This is a genomic window from Paenibacillus sp. FSL R7-0179 (assembly GCF_038002265.1).
In the GTDB taxonomy this organism is placed as follows: Bacteria; Bacillota; Bacilli; order Paenibacillales; family Paenibacillaceae; genus Paenibacillus_AQ.
This window is the reverse complement of the sequence record NZ_JBBOCC010000001.1, coordinates 2,141,220-2,158,900: the sequence shown is the minus strand read 5'-3', so window position 1 is coordinate 2,158,900 and position 17,681 is coordinate 2,141,220. Positions and strand designations below refer to the sequence as shown.

Genomic DNA, 17,681 nt, shown 5'->3' with positions numbered 1-17,681 from the left:
GCAGGACAGATAGACCGCCGTCTGATTAAGGCGGTGGTCTATATCTGAACAGGGAAGCTTCACTACTGTTCTACTAATAAAAGGGGGACGCTGCATGATTGAGCTTAATACTCCGCAAGGAAACTATCCCGTATCGGCCATCCTGTTCGACAAGGATGGAACATTGCTGCAGTTCGTATCCCTCTGGGGAAGCTGGGGCGAGTGCTTCCTGGACCAGTTCGCCCGGAGGCTTGAACAGCGCGGCCTGAGCTTTCCTGAGCTGCACCGGTCCTCTCTGCTGGGAACGGTTCATGATGCCGCAGGGAGAATCACCGATTACGACCGTAACGGCCCGCTCGCCATGGGCACAATGAGCGATCTGTATGCCATACTATCCTGGCAGGGCTATACTCTTGGCCTATCCTGGGCCGAAGCGGTTGAACTGGTGGACGCCTGCCGGAATGCAGCGGATGCGATGCTGGAGCAGAGCCGTCCGGTCCGCCCGCTCCCCGGGCTGGTGCCCTTTCTGGACGCATGCGCTTCCCAGGGCATACCTATGGCCGTAGTGACTGCCGATGAAACTGCGGCAGCCGAGAGTCATCTGCGCTGGCTGGGCATCCGCCAGTATTTCACCGCTGTGATCGGCACCGATCAGGTGGAGCGGGGCAAGCCCTTCCCCGACATGGCGCTGCTTGCCTGCGGGCGGCTGGGGGTATCTCCGGCTGAAGCCGCCGTGATCGGCGATACGAACGGAGATATGCGGATGGCTGCGGCTGCGGGCGCTGCCGTAGCCATTGGGATTGCCGGCGGAGTCACCGCCGGGCTGGCGGCTTCAGCTGCGGCGGAAGGACTGGCCGCAAATGCGGGCAGGAACGGGCAGGCGGCAAGCCGGGTTACTGCGGCGGCATCTGCCGCAAGCGGGTCGGGTGATGCGCACGGAGCGGCTGATGTGGGCCGAAGCGGGCTGACGGCAGACATGCAGGCTGACGGGGTTCTTTTGCCGGATGCAGATTGTGTCGTGTCCTCTTATGCTGAGCTTGGCGTACGAAGGATAGCACGATGAAGGCCGAAGGGGCTTTGGCCTGGGTATTTCTTGCCTTGGCTATTGTCTTCGAGCTGTCCGGTACGGTCTCCATGAAGCTGTCTCATGGCCTCACCCGGCCCTGGCCCTCGGTGCTGATGTTCGTATTCTACGGAATCAGCTTCACCTCGCTGAGTGTCGCACTCACCTCCATCAAGGTTGGAGTCGCTTATGCCGTATGGTCCGGGGCGGGTATCCTCCTGATTTCTCTGGCGGGGGCTTTGTTTTTCGAAGAGCGGCTGACGGGTCCCTCCCTCCTGTGGGTGACTGTAATTGTAGCCGGGATTGTTGGCTTGAACATTAGTGCCAAGGGGCATTAATCTGACTAATAAAATATTTCAAGGAGGCTTCACTTGCCTATGAATACATCCGCCACACCCGGCGTGACTGAACCGCTGTTGACGTTCCAGATTATTACTGACACCCATGTCACGTCCAATCCCGAGCATGAGTACAATCAGAACTTCGGACGGGCACTTGAGGACATAGCGGGACATGCCCAAGGCAGCAGCGGGATCATGCACATTGGAGATATTACGAACAATGGCTTCCCGGAGGAGTATGAGGAAGTCCAGCGTATTCTTGAACAGCATCAGGCCTCACTGCCGCAGATTCGTTACACCCTGGGCAACCATGACGTCGGCCTCGGACATTGGGAATCCCGCCTTGCGATGTATACTTCCCGCATGGGGATGCCAGGTCCTTATCATGATCACTGGATCGGCGGGTATCATTTCATCTTCCTGGGAACTGAGGAAGGGCTGCAGACGTTCTGCAATCTATCCGCTGAACAGCTGCAGTGGCTGGACCGCAAGCTTGGGGAATGTGCACCGGACAAACCGGAGCCTGACGGGCAAATGCAGCCGCACCCGGAACAGGCTCACCTGCCGGATCAGCCCGTATTCCTCTTCCTGCACCAGCCGTTGAAGGATACGGTAGCCGGTTCTCTGGAATCTCAGGAATGGTACGGGGTAACTCAGGATCAGGAGCTGCGCACTATTCTGTTGCAGCACCCCCAGACCCTGCTGTTCACCGGGCATACCCACTGGGAGCTGGAGGTCAGCAACACGATGGTTCCCGGCAACGGACAGACGGCTACGATGTTCAACGCTGCTTCGGTAGCCTACCTCTGGACGGATGCGGATGAACACAAGAACGGCAGCCAAGGCTATTATATAGAAGTCTATGCTGATAAAGTGCTTGTGCGGGGACGGGATTTTACAACGGGGACCTGGATTGAAGCTGCGCAATATGAGGTATCGTATCCTGTTAGCGCTCTACTGTAAGTTAGGGAATCATTGATGTTCTACTCACAATAAAAAGCTGCCCCAATCAGCCATTTGATGGCTTTTGGGACAGCTTTTTCGTTTATCAACTATTTAAAAGCAGGCAACGCGATGTCCGCGTAATTATCCTCCAGGAACTTCTTCACTTCCGGGCCGCTGATCGCCTTCGCCAGCTTCTGGATGGCCTCGGAATCCTTGTTGTCCTCACGGGCAACGAGGGTAATGGTGAAGGCTGAATCTTCACGCTCGGTGATCAGCGCATCCTTCTTCGGAGTCAGACCCAGCGGGCTCGCGTAGGCTGGCGTCATCGCTACCAGATCCGCATCATCCAGCATCCGGGCCAGCATCAGCAGATCGACCTCCTCGAACTTATAGTTCTTCGGATTGGCGGTAATATCGGCTTGCGTAGCCTGAATCCCTATGCCATCCTTCAGCGTAATCAATCCGGCATCTGCGAACATTTGCAGGGAGCGTCCAATGTTGGACGGATCATTCGCCATCACGAGCGTTGCTCCCTCCGGCAGATCGGCAATGTTCTTGAAGCGCTTGGAGTACCCGCCGTAGATGGCATCATACACAGGCTGAACGGGCACCAGCTTTGCACCTTTGCTGGCATTGAACTGCTCCATGTAAGGGACATGCTGGAAGAAGTTCGCATCCACCTCTTTGTTCGCCAGCGCTTCGTTCGGCTGCACGTTATCAGACAGCACAACAACCTCCATGTCTACGCCTTCTTCCTTCAGAATAGGCTTCACAATATCGAGGATATCCGTCATTGGCGGAATCAGCGAGGCTACCTTGATCTTCACAGGCCCGGTGCTGGTAGCTGCCGGTGTCTCTTCAGCTTCTTTGTTGTTGCCGCAGCCTGCCAGCGCAAGCGTCAATACAAGCAGTACCAGTGCAAACGTGGTGGTCATTCTTCCTGTTCTTTTCATGATCTCTCTTAAGCCCCCATTATTGTATAGTATTCTAGCGTTTGTCGAGCAGTCTGGCTATCGTGCTTCCCGTGAATTGAATCAGCTGCACCAGTACAATCATCACGAGAATGGCGTAGATCATCACTTCTGTCTCGAAGCGCTGATACCCGTAACGGATGGCGAAATCGCCCACGCCGCCGCCGCCGACAACCCCCATTACGGTTGAAAAAGAAATGAAGCTGATCGTAGATGCAGTAAGTCCCAGCACCAGCCCTGAACGGGCCTCTACATATAGAAACTTGAAAATCATTCCCGGCTTCGAGGCCCCCATCGACAATGCCGCCTCAATCGTTCCCCGCGGAACCTCCAGTAGTGACTGCTCCACCAGCCGCGAGTAATACGCAATTGCAACGATGGATAGCGGCACCGTGGCCGCCAGTGTACCGATCGCCGTACCCACAACCAGACGGGTGAACGGAATCAGCGCCACCACCAGCAGCAGGAACGGAAAGGAACGGACGACATTGACGATGCTGTTCAGCACTAGAGACAGTCCTCTATTCTCATATAATTGGCCTTTGCGGCAAAAATACAGCAGCGTCCCCAGCGGAAGGCCCAGCAGCAGTGCAGCACCTATGGAAATACCGACCATAACAAAGGTCTCTCCGATAGACTGCCACATCTGATCCTGGTATTTCAGCATGCTCTCAAACATGGGTGGCCCCCGTTCTGCCCGTGATCCGCTCCCGGAAGGAGCCTGAATGCGTTCCCGGCGGGAGGAAGCCGCCCTCCCCGCGGGAGAAGGAATCTACGATCCGTCCGCCCTCCATGACAGATACCTCGGAACAGATGCTCCGCACGACATCCAGTTCATGGGTAACGATCACAATCGTTACGCCCAGAGAAGCATTGATATGGCGCAGCACCTCCAGAATATCCGCCGTGGTGCCCGGATCAAGCGCAGATGTAGGCTCATCGCACAGCAGCAGCTTCGGATTGTTCGCCAGTGCGCGGGCAATTGCTACCCGCTGGCGCTGTCCGCCGCTGAGCTGGGCCGGATATTGCCCGGCTTTGTCCGCCAGGCCTACGAATTGCAGACATTCCTCCACCCGCTTCATCCGCCCTGCACGCGGTACTCCAGCTAGCTCAAGAGAAATCGCCACATTCCGGCTGACAGTGGCATTGCCGATCAGATTGAAATGCTGAAAGATCATCCCGATTCTCTGCCGCTGCCGGCGCAGCTCCTTGTCCGGCAGCTCCGTAAGCCGCTGCCCGTCAACTATAACCGTTCCTTCATCCGGCCGCTCCAGCAGATTAATCAGCCGCAGGAGCGTGGATTTGCCCGCGCCGCTGGCGCCAATAATACCATGAATGGCACCCGCCTGTACTTCAAGCGATACCTGATCGACAGCCGTATAAGGGCCGTCCTTCAGAGCGAAGCTCTTGCTAACCTGACTCAGCGAAAGAATATAAAGCCCCCCTACAGACTGCCTGGACATGCTCCCTGAACCTCAGGACTTATTGTACTATAATTATTTAAAATCTGTTTCATTAAAAATCTCTTTAAATAATAAGGTATTTCTTCTGCTGTGTCATCATTTTTTTCAAAATGCTTGCTAACTCCTTGGAAGAGCAGAGCATTATAAGGATGCTCGTGGCTCTATGGGATTATTCAGATCTAGTTATCCGGTGTCGGCCGTTGCCCGGACATACCGATAAATGCGCTAAGCTTGAACGGTTCATTCTTTCCTCCATTGTTAGCTGAATTTGAATCCATTGCTGTTGTCTCCTTAGCCCCCCCATAAAGCACCTACATAGTGTGCTGTCTTTATTTTGTATGCACTTACACAATTAAATTATAGAGGTAAACATCCGCCTAAATACTACCGCACTAAAGTGTCCCCCGAGAATTTTAGAATTTGGCATTCCGGTACTCATTCGGGCCCACATGCAGCTCCTTCTCGAACCGTTTCAGAAACTGTCCGTAATTGGCATAACCGACACGTTCAGCAATTTCCGATAGCTTCAGCCTGCTCCCGCGCAGGAGCTCTGCGGCCGCTTGAATCCGCAGATGATGCAGCTGCTCATTGAAGGTCATCCCGTTCTTCTTAATCAATAGCTGCCCCAGGTATACCGGATGCAGGAAGAAAATCTCGGCCAACTTCTGAATGCTCAGGCTCTCCTGATAATGCTCTCCGATGTATTGATTGATCTCCCGGACAATCCCATGCGATTTATAGTTCTGTTCACGCACCAGCAGATCTATGGCCTTTCCGCCGTAGGACAATAAGCGGCTGAGCAGCCCGCTCAGCGGGGTCATCGCCTGCTGAATCTCTGATACCTCAACACCCGAGGCCATCCCGCCCTCTTCGCTTGCGGCTTCTGCCCCGGGTGCGAGTTCGAAGATCCTGTACATGAGGTGGATGCCGAATTTGCGCACCACCTCCGGCGCCACCTGCTGTTCCCGGAAGCTGCGGGCCGCCGCCTCCAATGCCTCGCGGTAGCCGTCCGCGTCCAGAAGATTCACGCTACTCAGTAAAGCATCCGTCAGCCCGATATGGTCATAGTGATAACTGAAGGGCTTGCCCTGCACCCCACTGTAAGCCAGCACCCCAGCCTGCTCCGGCTCGTAAAAGAAATGCAGCAGAGTCTCTTTGGCCCGGCCATAACTACCCTCTATGGAGAACAAGGAGTCCTCCGGGGTTCCCAGCGCAATATGGACATTCCCTCCACCGTACTCGCGCAGCAGGATGTCCAGCACTTCAGCTATGCCGCCAGCGTCCCCGCTGCCTGCTGTCATCCCGTGCACGATCCCGAGCAATCCCGCCTCCAGATCAATCGTTATCAATGCTTTATATCCGGCCAGCAGAGAGACTGTGCGGCTCCTCACCTCTGTGTACAGCTCCGGGACCGTATGGATCAGGCAAACATTCCAGGAAAGGATTCCCTTCGAGCCGGGCAGAGTCTCCAGCCATTCCATAAGCTCGGGTTCTCCCTTTTTACCATATAACAGCCCTTTGATTAAGGTTGCCGCCTCTTCCCCGGAAGCTGTCTCATGGATTCTTCTCCGGTTCGTCTCCTGTTCCAGCTCCAGGCGGATCTCCCGCAGCTCCTCGGTAGCCTCCTCCGGGAAGACCGGCTTCAGCAGATAGTGATTAATTCCGTAGCTGATAGCCGTGCGGGCATATTCGAACTCACTATAGCCGCTCAGAATGACGAACTTCGTCGAATCCTTCCCCTCCTGCCGCCACTCCCCGATCATCTCCAGACCATTCATCAGCGGCATATGGATATCGGTAATGACCAGATCCGGCTGAAGCTGCTTCATCATCTGCAGCCCTTCCCGGCCGTTGCCGCAGGTTCCGCACAGCTCGAAGCCCAGCTCCTGCCAATCGATCCACATCTCCATACCTTCCAGAGCGCTAGGCTCATCATCGATTAGCAGCACTTTATATTTCATCGTCTATACCTCTCTTTCCGGGGAATAATTCTGTTCAAGCAGCTTCAGGGGAATGCCAATAGTCACTACGGTTCCCTGATCCGGCGTGCTGGATATCTCGAAGCGCACCTGATCTGCGTAATTCAGCTCCAGCCTGCGGTATACATTGCGAATCCCGATGTGGGTGCCCGAGTAATCCTCCTTACGCACCGCGAACATCAGCTCCTTCAGCTTCTCCGGCTCCATGCCCTTACCATTGTCAGATACTGTAATCTGCAGCCTGTTTTCCAGCACGGCCGCAGCCACCTTGATTACCCCCAGCCCCTCAATCGTCTGCAGGCCGTGCTTGCAGGAATTCTCGACCAGCGGCTGCATGCTCAGCTTCGGTATTTTATAATCCAGGGACTGCTCATCGATCTCAAAGGTATAATCGAATTTATCCCTGAACCTGAATTTCTCAATCCTCAGATACATGTCGATAAATGCAATCTCCTCGCGCACCGGCACCAGATCCTCCTTCCAGCTCAGCAGTCTGCGCAGCAGCTTCGACAAGCTTTTCACAATATCGGTGACATCGTTATATTGGTTCTTGGTACAGACCACCAGAATCGCATTCAGCGTGTTGAACAGGAAGTGGGGGTTCATCTGGCTTTGCAGGAAATTCAGCTCCGCCCTGACGCGCTCCATCTCCAGGTTCTTGCTTTGGATCTCCAGCTTGTACACGTCATTGATCAGGGAGTGAATTCTGGAGGTCATCCGGTTAAAATTGTGGATTAGCCTGCCGATCTCATCCCGGCCCTCATCGATAGCAATCAGCTCAAATTTCTCGTTCGTCACCTTCTGCATATGCCGGGCCAGGCGTTTCACCCGGTAATTATAGGAGCGCAACATGATGTAGATGAATATGCTGGTCAACAGAGTAAGCGTGGTCGCCAGCCCCGCTGCGTACAGCCGGATATCGAGAACCGCCTGGGAGATCCGCTCTCCTTGCGTAATTCCGATAATCCGCCAGCCTTTGAGATAATTCGCCGCCCCTACAGCCATCACCCGCACCCCCTCGCTCTCGTCCTGGCTGTCGCCCCACTGATCAAATACCGGATAGGGATTATCCGTAACGTGCTGATAACCGCTGTCCGCTGACATCACAATCTTGTTCTCCCCATTAATCAGATATAGGTTCAGGTAATCCCGTTCACGGACGATAATGTCATAGATCTCACTGATGTCCAGATCAATCCGCAGCACCTTCTCATAATTGTTCAGATTAGGGTAATTGTCCATGGTCTTGATAATGCTGAGCGTAGGGATGGACGAGACCAGATTTTGCTCCTCCGTTGTCCGGTAAGCCGCAACATATATTTGGGTGGTGGCCTTCTTCGCCTGCCGGTACCAGTCACTGTACCATACTTTATTGTTCGTCACCTGGTAATTGCCCCCGGATACAACTGTCTGGTTATTCGTGTAAATACTGATTCGTTCCAGCTGATTATTGACAGGCATATAGCTGTTCAACCGGTCTCTGAGCTGTTCGTTGAACATGCTGTAGAACTCGATAGAATCCGTATAAGTCCGGTCCAGCATCTCGTACAGGTTCTTATCCGCAGCCAGCGTGTAGCCGACAGAGACCCCCCCTTCAATAAAATCATGAATGTCCTTCCGCGCCCGTTCCATGGAAATCTCCAGATTCTGCTGTTCCCGCGATTTGATGAGATCTGTAATCCGCTCCAGAAATACCAGATTCAGCACCATGATCGGCAGGAGCACACCCACAATGTAGATAAGATAGAACTTGTAGCTTAGCGGAATATCATTGACGATGGTGCCGAATTTAATCCGTTTTGTCGTCATCCCACACACACCCGGCTTTCTTGTAATTTCGGGGTCTCCGCAAAGGTTCTGAGTAACCTTCGAAGCCAAAGCCTCGATTTGCGGGGTTAACTAGATTTATTCTTATGGGCATTCTTGTACACCGAAGGTGATGAACCCACCTTATTCTTGAACTTGTCGATGAAATAATCCGTATTGGCAAAGCCTACCTGCACCGCGATATCCGATATCTTGAGCTGTGTGCGCTTGAGCAGGCTCTTGGCTGCTTCGATCCGCTTCTCATTCAGATAATCGCTGAAGCTGCGCCCCGTCTCCTTGCGGAACAGCTGGCCCAGATAAGCCGAATTCATATGAAACTGCCGGGCGAGATCCTGGAGCTGCAGCTTGCTGCGGAATTCCAGATCGACGTATTGAATCACATTATAGATCGTGTTCCCCTCGTTATTAGCCCGTAGCTCGGTGAGGTACGCCGCCGTCTCCAGGCAGAGCCGGTCCACATACAGACTGAGCTTGTAATAATCCGCGAGTCCGCCCAGGTTGCCATACTCCTTATGCATCGCACACATGATCTGGTCGGGATCTCCCTGCATCTCGGTAATGCTCCGGCATAAGGTCATCTCCAGATGGGCTACCTCGGCCTGTGCAGCTTCAATGCTCACCCTCTTGGCAGTCATAGCTGCGAAGGCTTCCCTGGCAGCGGCCAGGATTCTCTCCGCCACGCCTTCTTTCACTTCATCCAGCACACGCGTAAAGTGCCCGTCAACGAATTCGGGAGACAAGCGGGTGGTACGCAAATCGTTGTAGTAGAAAATCCCGCCCCGCTCCTTCCGGTACTTAAGCCCCCAGACCTCAAGCGTCTGGGTGTACAGCTCCTGGATGGAGCGCAGGCCGCTTCCCCGGCCGCTGATCATTACAGCCACCGGCACCCCCAGCTTCTCTGACTGCACCTTCTGTACCTGGGAGGCGGCCGCCTCCAGCGCTTCCGGGGACAGTCCGGCTGAGCGAACCAGGAGTCCGGCCCTTCCGGACGGGTCGTGGAACACATAGCCCAGGTGCTCCGGGAAGCCTTCGGTATCCCCTTCGTTCAAGCTCACTGTGCCTGAACCTGAGATGGCAGCAGCAAGAATGCATTGCAGCTCTGTATCAGGCTGAAGCCCCAGCAGACCGGAGGCGGCATGTTCCAGTTCCTCACTCCAATCCCCCTGAACACATCGGCTGATCAGATTATGTACCAGGATGTTGCGCTTCTTCTGCCCCTCCAATCTGGAAGCGGTTTCATTTTGGATAATAGTACGGATCTTCCCCAGCAGTTCCTCAATCTCCTCATCATCCACCGGCTTCAGCAGATAGCCGTCCACTTTATGACGCAGCGCGATCCGGGCATAGTTGAAATCGTCATACCCGCTCAGGATCACGAACCGGGGCGGCGGGTCCACCGTCTCCTTCACCGCCCCAATCAGCTCCAGGCCGCTCATCACCGGAAGATTAATATCCGTCAGCAGCAGATCCGGCCTGTGCTCCCGGATCAGCCGCAGCGCATCACCGGCGCTAAGCGCTTCGGCACATACCTCGAATCCGGATTTCTCCCAGTCCACCATCGTCCTGAGTCCTTCCAGAACCCAAGGTTCATCGTCTACAATCATGACTTTTAGCATGAGCTCACCCACCTCAATCATCTAAATTTGGTAAGTAATAGAATTACAAGTAATGCTAACATACAAGTTTAAGGTTGTGAATGTTAACTTAAAACTCAGAGCGTGGCCGTCCCTGCGGTGAACATTTGGACTTCCGGCCGCTGCCGTAATTGGATTTCCTTATGGGGAACGCTCCTCTTGGTAGAAATCCAAATACAGCCTATGCTTACGATGCGAGCTTTCCTTCGAAAAGCTTTCAGGCGGTCGCTACCGCTCCTACAGCTCCAAATTTCCCCTCCGCTTCTTTTTGCTTTTTGTTTATTTCTTCAGTTCTTCTTATCTACACTTACTCATTAAAAACAGGGAAGACCGCAGCCATTATCGTAAGGTTGTGGTCTTCCCTGTTCTTTTCAGCAATTAGATTTATCGTGCACTGGATATTGATTAGGCAGCACTATAGATCGATTCATACGGTACCAAACCCATTATTCAGTTTCTACCACGAATCTTTTTATTACTGTATCTCCATCAAATACATAAATTCTTTCACAATTCGCACATTTCCAAACCTCATATTTCGGGGTTGGTATAGTAACTGGGTCAATTAAATCTCCCAGATTTATAATGCCATCCCATTCTTTATCTGTATACACTCTTAGTTCAACATCATTAGGGGATAAAGAATTGGATAAAGTTACACCACATTTACATTGTAACCTCGCCATAGACCTCTCTCCTTTAGGATATTAGCAAATTCCTTCATTGGTCCAAATTTCAACTTTATCGGGAATTGTTCCGTTAGTATCATCATTCCAAAAAAAATACATTTTTCAGGTTAATAAACAGTGAATTTCTAAGTAAACATAGATTCAAAGCGTTTGTCTAAGTTATCACTCATTAAAGTCAGTTAGACTGCCTCCGCCTGAGTGAGCAGCTTTTGGACGTCTGTTTCCGCGGACTTCTATCCTTTATTTATCCTTTTTCGCTATCTAAAACATTAACAATCGTTTCTTTCATAATAGATACATTCCGATCTTTTAGTGTTAAAAGCTTAATAAGAACTTGTATGGCTTTTCTAAAGCTCACTGAACTTGAACCTACAGATCCATGAGCCCCTATGCATATATATATCTTGCCAGATGGTACCTCAGTAGTCATATCTTCAGATAAATCTCTTATTTCTCTTAACATAGCATCTACATATTCTTCGGGTATCCCAAGTCTTACCACTTCGGGTTGCATGGCAATTACTTCATGAATAATGTCACCTTTTTCATAACCTATTTCAACTTCCACCTCTAAATTATCTTGAACTGATGGATAATAGGAAAGTCCAACAAATCCATAGTTACTTACCATTCGAGCGGCTATGATAAGTTCAGCAGTAATTGAACATGGAGCTACACCTAATGTGTTTGAAGCAAAGACTTCCATCTTTTTTTCTCTTGATGGATACGGGGCAATTGGAAACTCATCCACCCAAACTCTTCCACTTCTACATTTACCTAAATCATCCAATTTAATTTGCATTATTTATTCAACCCCCAAAATTCTTTCCAACTACTGTTAAACCACTGTGATAATGCTTCTACTACTTCAGGATGGTAGACAGTAAACTCTGATACATTATACTTTGCAAAAGCAGCCTCATGAGCAGCTTTATAATCCATTCCTGCTGCCATCATTGTCGATTCAGCAACCCCATGTAAGTAAAAGCTAGCATCTGCACCGGTTAATTTATCTCCGTTTGCTAGAGCCTTTTCTAATCTTTGTAACATCATTTTATTCCCATCAAAATCGTCAAAGTTAGCAAGATGTGTTTTAACTATATTTAATCCCTTTTGTGAAACTATGATTGAATTTCCTTCTATTTACCAAATGCTCCCGCTTTTCCTACATACTCCGAGAAATAAGCTCCTGTGCTAACCGATTTACTAGCACCAGAGGCTGCTCTAATTTCAAGAGCCCAAGCAAGCTCTGGTCCCAATCCAACTAGTCCATCAATAAAAGAATTACATCCAAACCAATTACAGAAATCCCCCACTTTGTTATCCACTACGTTTGCAGCACGGTTTGTAGCATTATCTAGTGCTTTATACCAGCTAGGTTTTGGGGCGGCACCATCCATTAATCCGCCTCCACCTCCCCCAAAATCATATGCTTTAGCTGCATGTCCCGTTGGATCAATATAAATCAACGGATTATTATGCACGTAAGTATACAAATTCTGCGTCAGAGGATTGTCAATCAACTACTGAAACTTTATTTTCCCCTGCAGAGGGAAAGGTAAAAAAGACCTTGAAGAATGATCTCCTCAAGATCTTTTTTAGAATTACTTCAGCTCTTTAGTATAGTTTACTAAAAGGCAGTTCAAACATATCTAATTCATTTTCAACAACCTTAATTTTAAATGCTACTACAAAATAACGCTTGTCATTTGATGATAGAACTATGATATTTTCAAGTCTCACACCCTTATCAATTTTCCCTTTGATATAAAGAAGATCCTCATTCGTTGCTTCTTCAATTTTTAAATTTTTAAGGATATATGGTAATTCTACATAAGTAACATCAGTAAAAATAATGTCAATATTCTTAGCGTTATCAGCGCTTTTAATGCTTCTTACTAGTAATTCTCCATGACTAATGTGATAATACCAAAGTTTAAAGACTCTACTGCTATCAAATGTTTTGAACATGTTTTCGTCTGCCTCCCATATATTACTCAAATGGATTAGGAACTTTTTTCCCATTCTCATACCACGTAATTCTTCCCCATACTTGAGGATTTGACTTAATTTGAAGTAACTCCCAATCAGTTGCTCCCCCCGCCCCTCTAGCTGCCCTTGATACAGAAGCCCATGGACTATCTATGCCTGTAAGATTAAATTCTATCTTCACATTTGCATTATTCAGTCGTTCTAATACAGTTACTTTCCAATCCTGGTCGAAGTGTTTCCAAGTCTTCGCTCCTTGACCAGCTGCAAAATCGTCTAGATAATCCCTAAGTCCTAAAGCAAATTTTTCAGACTTGCCCAAATCATTAACTACTCGCTCAACTTTCAAAGCTTTTTTTGCACTGCTTATTAATGCTTTTACATTAGACGCTACTTTGATAGCACCATTCTCCACAAGTAAAAAGTTTCTTTTTACAAACTCTGATGCGGCTGCTCCTCTTACATCCATAGAGTATCTTCCGTCACCCATAATTTGCGTTAATTCAAACTGATTCATATCTGAAAAATGCTTAAATTCCAAACCATCGCCACTTGAACCACCATCTGAACCAATGCTGTCAGCGCCTCTTGTCATTATATGACCAGTTGGATCACTATAAATCAATGGATTATTTACTACATACGTATACAAATTCAAACTCAACGGATTTGTAATCTGCCCCTCATACGTATCCTAGTTTATAAAGCGGCACTTTGAATAAAGATGGTGGCAACTGAGAATGAAATCCCAGCTACCACCCATTTTATCATCCCGCCTGTTGTACAGGTGTATTAGGCATCACGTAGGCTGACTTTTTCTTCATCATGACGTAGATGATATTTACCAGCTTCCTCATTAAGCACACAATCGCTTGCTGTTTCGTCTTCCCCTCTGCTATCTTTCGCTCATAATAAGCATGAAAATAGGCATTCTTTGGCTCCCTCTTGGTACGGGTGACACCAATCTGACGAATCGCAAGGCTTTTGATAATATCATGCAATACCCGATTACCTTGCTTACTCTTGAAGTTTCGTGACTTGTTTCCTGAACCTACAATTACAGGTGCAATGCCAGCGAATCGGGCAAGTTTATCGGAGGAAGAGAATCGGTGAATATCGCCAATCTCTGCCACAAGCTGCGCTGCTGTCACCACATGGATCCCTGTCATAGATTCAAGCTGGAAACCAAGCTGCTGCATCAAATGCTCAATCTTACCCTCGATACTGACCAATTGTTCTTGAAAAAACCGAGCGGATTCCACCTGACTCACCACAACTGAATCTCTTGAATCCTGAAAATCCCGATACGTTTCTCCATCTGCGTCGATCAGAGTAAGAATTTGATTTGCCTTCTTATGAGACAATCCATTGTTGCTGTGCTTTCTCAAGAAGGCAGCAAGGGCTTCCTCAGACATGTCCTCCAAAGTATAGGGTGAAGGGTAGGTTTCCCAGAAGGCAAGCGCCGTTTTCCCCTCTACTTCAGAGAAGAACTTTTTGTAACTGGGATAGGAATAGCTAATCTGCTGATGCATCTTTTTTACCGCTTCCGTTAAAATCTTAGACAACCATTTGCGCTGTGTCACAAGCTGGCTAATTGCCCAGAACAGATCAACGGGCTGGGCATCCGGCAGACGCTCCAACTCGTCTCTGAGCACCTTGGCAACACATTCCGCATCCCAGCTATCCGACTTCTGAACAGTCACATGGCTCTTTCGTCTGGCGTTAGCGAGTTTTGCATTCACTTCCTTCACCCAGCAACGATTGTCTTTCAGATACACGGCAAGCCCTCTGCCGTAACCTCCAACATCCTCCAGTCCATAGACAACGGACAAGCCCTTCTTGATGTACTTTTTTAATTCTTTAAGCAGCAAGGGAAAGGCAGACGGCTTGTTATCGAATTTTAGTTCCCCTAGTTTCTTGCTCCAGCAGTCAATAATGACGGCTGTATGATGTTGTTTATGCAGGTCAACTCCTACATAGATTAGATTCTGCTGTTCAATCATTTTCTTTTGCTCCCTCTGTATTTGAATGGTTATTAATGGATTCGATTCGTTACATTCAAGAATCTTTGCTGTCCTTATCGCTTGATCTGTATGTATCCAGCCCATTAGTAACCACTCAAACGAGTGGCGAAAACATTAGGGATAAACAAGTTTGCATCCTCAGTTCGAGCGGTCGATGCCGCAAAGATACGTTAGCAATCTCTTGTTTTCGATAATGCTTAGAAAGCTGTAAGTTTTAACATCCCAGCAACATGTGACTTCTCCAGACGTACATAAAGCAGGTCTAGCCGCAGTTCTTCTGTGTATTCGTGAATCTTATCTATAATTCTCTCCGCTGTCGGTAAGTCAATTTCCGCAGCTTGTTCATGTGTAATTTGAAAAATGGCATTTTCGTAAGCGGTAGTGGTTCGGAGACTTGTTAGAAGTTGATCTTCTTGCTCCACCAGCGATTCATACTTCTCATGTAATATCGTCACAAGCACATCTATCGTAATGGTGAACATTTTCCGGAAGGTAGGGGTTGAAATCTCTTTATTTTCAAGTACAATAGAGACTATGTTATTTTTATTTCATCCAGCATGTTGGACTTTTTATCGTTATCGGCAAAATAACGTGTCCGTCGGTGAGGATGTGTCTTCTAGCTATTTATAGCAAGACGATCTAGGCAGTTCCCTTGGGGGATTGCTATTTTTTTTGCCAAGTTTTTGCGATTGGCATACGTAGATGATGTATAAAGCTGCCTTAATACGGATTCATCAAACATGCTTTGCAGTAGTTGGAAACCAAGAACAGTTTCGATCTTGGATATGTTCTCTCTGTTCTCCATTAGCCAAGACAAATCCATATCGCTGACTTCCTCTGGATACTCAATCTGTACAAGTGTCCTCTCCATCGTGTAGTCAAAGAATAGTTTTTGGAGTAATTCTACTGCCTTTTTCGTTGGCGAGAATCTTCTCAGATCATTGTCATTAGGTCGGACTTCTAGTCGAAGGATACCTTTAGAACGTTCAATAATCTCGTTTGATTCTTCTTCCTTTCGAGTCTGCTTATGCTTATCATAAAACATAATTCTGCTGCTCTTGTTCCGGTATTCAACGGTCTGTTCTTGGTTGTACGCTATTGTATTCTTGTAAGCAAGCTGCTGCCTACTTAGCATCCGTACATATTCACTGACCTTCTTACCTACTTGAAAATTGCAACAGACATCACATCGGCTTATTATCCATTCAGAGTGTGGAAGATACACATCAAAGAGCTGGAGCAGCCTGTCTTGCAATTGTTCAAAGAACAAGGGGATATCTGCTTCTGTGAGCATCGTAACGTTGTCTCCATATAGAAACTTCGGCATGGATACTTGTACCGTGAGTGTTTGGCTACCCTCGATATACTTCATGTATGGCAACTTTTCACCTTTAAACGTATAGCTTGTGTTCAATGCACCTGTTTCTTTGCTATAGAATGTAGTTAAATTAGAGCTATGTTGATTCAATATAGCTGGATCAATAGGAATAGGTTTTGCTTTCAGTATGATAGTGTCAAACATATGAAACCTTCTTTCACTTCTAGTAGTCTAAAATATTGGATGTGATTGGAGATGTTATAAGAATGAGAACACACGGCTGGAGTCCGGCAATTGTTCAACTCGTGTCTATCTTTTTCATCGTGTTCACCACCTCATTAAGGTTTAATTCCTGTTTCTTCAAACAGCTTGTCAAGCTTCTCAAAGAACTGTTTCTGTTCGTATTTAGCATAATCGGGATGTACTCCCCATTCGTTATCCCGGTGAACGAGATAATATAAGACCAGTTCCAATGCTGTCTTTTTATTACGATTCTGTTCTTGGATTACCGCAACTGCATCTTCTAAAAGGTTGAAATCTGCGCCTTCGTTGATTGGATCAGCATTCAGCAAGGAACTTACCTGTTCGATCAATCTTTCTCTTTTTTGTCCTGCTTGAACATACTCAAGAAGGCTAAAATTCTGCGAATAGTGCTGTGTTGTAGTGTACTCGTTTCCGTCATCATCAACGCTTATAATTTCGATTTCCTCATGTTCATCTGTTTTGGTTAAGTAAACCATAAAAATTTCCGACTTTTCAGATGGAAGCAACTCCTTCTGGAATAGGGTCTTATCCTCGATCCCAAATAACTCAGACAATTGCTCAAGACGTGGTTCGGGTATCTTCCGTCTTTCCTTGATCCAGTCCTGAAATGTTTGTTTGGAAACCCCGATGGCTTCTGCTACCGATTTGTACTCCATGTGAAACGTATCAGCTATAAATTGTAATCCAATCATCTCAATCACCGCCATACTAAGTATGCCTTTCGAGATTTATTATATATCGCCATACTCGGAATGTCAAATGTTAAGTCAAAAGAAAAACCACACGGAGTCGGAACTCCCTGTGGTTTAATCTTAATAGAATACTTATTTCACTTATTTGAACTGCATTTTTTGAATTATTATTCTATATTTAAATTAAAAAATTCATAAAGATTCTTATCATCAATAGGCTTTAAGCTTTCAAAATATTTTTGTCCATATAACTTTCTAACAACAAATTCAATCTCCTCTTTAGTTACATCCTTTACTAAAACTAGATTAGGTTCTACTGAATAATACCCGTATGTCTCTACTTCTAGTTCATAATCCTGTTGAAGCCTTATTATATCATAGACCTTTATGTTAAATAACTTGTTCTGCACTACGATATAAACATCATTTCTATACCCCTTGCTATTTCCCTCAAACTCTGCAAGTTCTGTATCATCTAAAAAAAGGACTTTGATGTTATCCAT

At 47.9% G+C, this 17,681-nt stretch carries 20 protein-coding genes; 3 read left to right on the top strand and 17 right to left on the bottom strand.

Features of this window, described 5'->3' with window-relative positions; genetic code table 11:
* The first annotated feature begins 94 nt into the window (after nucleotides 1-94).
* From MKX63_RS09615 to MKX63_RS09605, 3 genes are read left to right on the top strand one after another with little or no spacing between them, the layout of a single operon-like run.
* A complete protein-coding gene (locus tag MKX63_RS09615) occupies nucleotides 95-1,042 on the top strand; it encodes an HAD family hydrolase (RefSeq protein ID WP_341016738.1) in 948 nt (315 codons plus the stop codon).
* Nucleotides 1,039-1,380, top strand: a complete 342-nt coding sequence (locus MKX63_RS09610; protein WP_341016737.1) for a DMT family transporter — start codon at nucleotides 1,039-1,041, stop codon at nucleotides 1,378-1,380. Before MKX63_RS09615 ends, MKX63_RS09610 begins: the two co-directional genes overlap by 4 nt.
* 39 nt (nucleotides 1,381-1,419) lie before the next feature.
* Nucleotides 1,420-2,346 (top strand): metallophosphoesterase family protein, encoded by a 927-nt coding sequence (locus MKX63_RS09605; RefSeq protein ID WP_341016736.1) that lies wholly within the window; start codon nucleotides 1,420-1,422, stop codon nucleotides 2,344-2,346.
* Between the two features lie 89 nt (nucleotides 2,347-2,435).
* Here MKX63_RS09605 and MKX63_RS09600 read toward each other — a convergent pair whose 3' ends face one another.
* From MKX63_RS09600 to MKX63_RS09520, 17 genes are all read right to left on the bottom strand, one after another.
* A complete protein-coding gene (locus MKX63_RS09600) occupies nucleotides 2,436-3,263 on the bottom strand; it encodes a MetQ/NlpA family ABC transporter substrate-binding protein (RefSeq protein ID WP_445321873.1) in 828 nt (275 codons plus the stop codon).
* 52 nt (nucleotides 3,264-3,315) lie between these two features.
* A complete protein-coding gene (locus MKX63_RS09595; RefSeq protein WP_209994116.1) occupies nucleotides 3,316-3,978 on the bottom strand; it encodes a methionine ABC transporter permease in 663 nt (220 codons plus the stop codon).
* Nucleotides 3,971-4,732, bottom strand: coding sequence for a methionine ABC transporter ATP-binding protein (locus MKX63_RS09590; protein WP_341018585.1), 762 nt, complete (start codon nucleotides 4,730-4,732; stop codon nucleotides 3,971-3,973). Before MKX63_RS09590 ends, MKX63_RS09595 begins: the two co-directional genes overlap by 8 nt.
* A gap of 443 nt (nucleotides 4,733-5,175) precedes the next feature.
* Entirely contained in the window at nucleotides 5,176-6,723 is a 1,548-nt protein-coding gene (locus tag MKX63_RS09585; RefSeq protein WP_341016734.1) for a response regulator transcription factor, read from the bottom strand.
* A 3-nt stretch (nucleotides 6,724-6,726) separates the two neighbouring features.
* Nucleotides 6,727-8,550 (bottom strand): cache domain-containing sensor histidine kinase, encoded by a 1,824-nt coding sequence (locus MKX63_RS09580; protein ID WP_341016733.1) that lies wholly within the window; start codon nucleotides 8,548-8,550, stop codon nucleotides 6,727-6,729.
* 86 nt (nucleotides 8,551-8,636) lie between these two features.
* Nucleotides 8,637-10,184 carry a response regulator gene (locus tag MKX63_RS09575; protein ID WP_341016732.1) on the bottom strand — a complete coding sequence of 516 codons (1,548 nt, stop codon included), beginning with the start codon at nucleotides 10,182-10,184 and terminating at the stop codon, nucleotides 8,637-8,639.
* 464 nt (nucleotides 10,185-10,648) lie between these two features.
* Nucleotides 10,649-10,888 (bottom strand): hypothetical protein, encoded by a 240-nt coding sequence (locus tag MKX63_RS09570; protein ID WP_341016731.1) that lies wholly within the window; start codon nucleotides 10,886-10,888, stop codon nucleotides 10,649-10,651.
* Nucleotides 10,889-11,135: 247 nt separating this feature from the next.
* Nucleotides 11,136-11,693, bottom strand: a complete 558-nt coding sequence (locus MKX63_RS09565; protein ID WP_341016730.1) for a hypothetical protein — start codon at nucleotides 11,691-11,693, stop codon at nucleotides 11,136-11,138.
* Complete coding sequence (locus tag MKX63_RS09560) at nucleotides 11,693-11,941, bottom strand: hypothetical protein (RefSeq protein WP_341016728.1); 249 nt, start codon at nucleotides 11,939-11,941, stop codon at nucleotides 11,693-11,695. Before MKX63_RS09560 ends, MKX63_RS09565 begins: the two co-directional genes overlap by 1 nt.
* Nucleotides 11,942-12,030: 89 nt before the next feature.
* Nucleotides 12,031-12,414: a hypothetical protein gene (locus MKX63_RS09555; RefSeq protein ID WP_341016726.1), complete on the bottom strand. Its 384-nt coding sequence runs from the start codon at nucleotides 12,412-12,414 to the stop codon at nucleotides 12,031-12,033.
* 94 nt (nucleotides 12,415-12,508) lie between these two features.
* Complete coding sequence (locus MKX63_RS09550) at nucleotides 12,509-12,862, bottom strand: hypothetical protein (protein ID WP_341016725.1); 354 nt, start codon at nucleotides 12,860-12,862, stop codon at nucleotides 12,509-12,511.
* A 22-nt stretch (nucleotides 12,863-12,884) separates the two neighbouring features.
* Nucleotides 12,885-13,532, bottom strand: coding sequence for a hypothetical protein (locus MKX63_RS09545; protein ID WP_341016724.1), 648 nt, complete (start codon nucleotides 13,530-13,532; stop codon nucleotides 12,885-12,887).
* 115 nt (nucleotides 13,533-13,647) lie between these two features.
* On the bottom strand, nucleotides 13,648-14,883 hold the full coding sequence (locus MKX63_RS09540) for an IS110 family transposase (protein WP_341016722.1): 1,236 nt from the start codon (nucleotides 14,881-14,883) through the stop codon (nucleotides 13,648-13,650).
* 218 nt (nucleotides 14,884-15,101) lie between these two features.
* Nucleotides 15,102-15,386: a hypothetical protein gene (locus MKX63_RS09535; RefSeq protein WP_341016721.1), complete on the bottom strand. Its 285-nt coding sequence runs from the start codon at nucleotides 15,384-15,386 to the stop codon at nucleotides 15,102-15,104.
* A gap of 134 nt (nucleotides 15,387-15,520) precedes the next feature.
* Entirely contained in the window at nucleotides 15,521-16,426 is a 906-nt protein-coding gene (locus MKX63_RS09530; RefSeq protein WP_341016720.1) for a hypothetical protein, read from the bottom strand.
* A 134-nt stretch (nucleotides 16,427-16,560) separates the two neighbouring features.
* On the bottom strand, nucleotides 16,561-17,193 hold the full coding sequence (locus MKX63_RS09525) for a helix-turn-helix domain-containing protein (RefSeq protein ID WP_341016719.1): 633 nt from the start codon (nucleotides 17,191-17,193) through the stop codon (nucleotides 16,561-16,563).
* Between the two features lie 152 nt (nucleotides 17,194-17,345).
* Entirely contained in the window at nucleotides 17,346-17,681 is a 336-nt protein-coding gene (locus MKX63_RS09520; RefSeq protein ID WP_341016718.1) for a hypothetical protein, read from the bottom strand.

Bases quoted from the DNA above. Each gene is read 5' to 3' on its own strand.
- MKX63_RS09550 (WP_341016725.1), bottom strand. From the start codon at position 12,862: ATGTTCAAAACATTTGATAGCAGTAGAGTCTTTAAACTTTGGTATTAT.
- MKX63_RS09600 (WP_445321873.1), bottom strand. From the start codon at position 3,263: ATGACCACCACGTTTGCACTGGTACTGCTTGTATTGACGCTTGCGCTG.
- MKX63_RS09520 (WP_341016718.1), bottom strand. From the start codon at position 17,681: ATGGATAACATCAAAGTCCTTTTTTTAGATGATACAGAACTTGCAGAG.
- MKX63_RS09565 (WP_341016730.1), bottom strand. From the start codon at position 11,693: ATGCAAATTAAATTGGATGATTTAGGTAAATGTAGAAGTGGAAGAGTT.
- MKX63_RS09610 (WP_341016737.1), top strand. From the start codon at position 1,039: ATGAAGGCCGAAGGGGCTTTGGCCTGGGTATTTCTTGCCTTGGCTATT.
- MKX63_RS09580 (WP_341016733.1), bottom strand. From the start codon at position 8,550: ATGACGACAAAACGGATTAAATTCGGCACCATCGTCAATGATATTCCG.
- MKX63_RS09615 (WP_341016738.1), top strand. From the start codon at position 95: ATGATTGAGCTTAATACTCCGCAAGGAAACTATCCCGTATCGGCCATC.
- MKX63_RS09605 (WP_341016736.1), top strand. From the start codon at position 1,420: ATGAATACATCCGCCACACCCGGCGTGACTGAACCGCTGTTGACGTTC.
- MKX63_RS09540 (WP_341016722.1), bottom strand. From the start codon at position 14,883: ATGATTGAACAGCAGAATCTAATCTATGTAGGAGTTGACCTGCATAAA.
- MKX63_RS09595 (WP_209994116.1), bottom strand. From the start codon at position 3,978: ATGTTTGAGAGCATGCTGAAATACCAGGATCAGATGTGGCAGTCTATC.
- MKX63_RS09575 (WP_341016732.1), bottom strand. From the start codon at position 10,184: ATGCTAAAAGTCATGATTGTAGACGATGAACCTTGGGTTCTGGAAGGA.
- MKX63_RS09585 (WP_341016734.1), bottom strand. From the start codon at position 6,723: ATGAAATATAAAGTGCTGCTAATCGATGATGAGCCTAGCGCTCTGGAA.
- MKX63_RS09530 (WP_341016720.1), bottom strand. From the start codon at position 16,426: ATGTTTGACACTATCATACTGAAAGCAAAACCTATTCCTATTGATCCA.
- MKX63_RS09570 (WP_341016731.1), bottom strand. From the start codon at position 10,888: ATGGCGAGGTTACAATGTAAATGTGGTGTAACTTTATCCAATTCTTTA.
- MKX63_RS09560 (WP_341016728.1), bottom strand. From the start codon at position 11,941: ATGTTACAAAGATTAGAAAAGGCTCTAGCAAACGGAGATAAATTAACC.
- MKX63_RS09535 (WP_341016721.1), bottom strand. From the start codon at position 15,386: ATGTTCACCATTACGATAGATGTGCTTGTGACGATATTACATGAGAAG.
- MKX63_RS09525 (WP_341016719.1), bottom strand. From the start codon at position 17,193: ATGGCGGTGATTGAGATGATTGGATTACAATTTATAGCTGATACGTTT.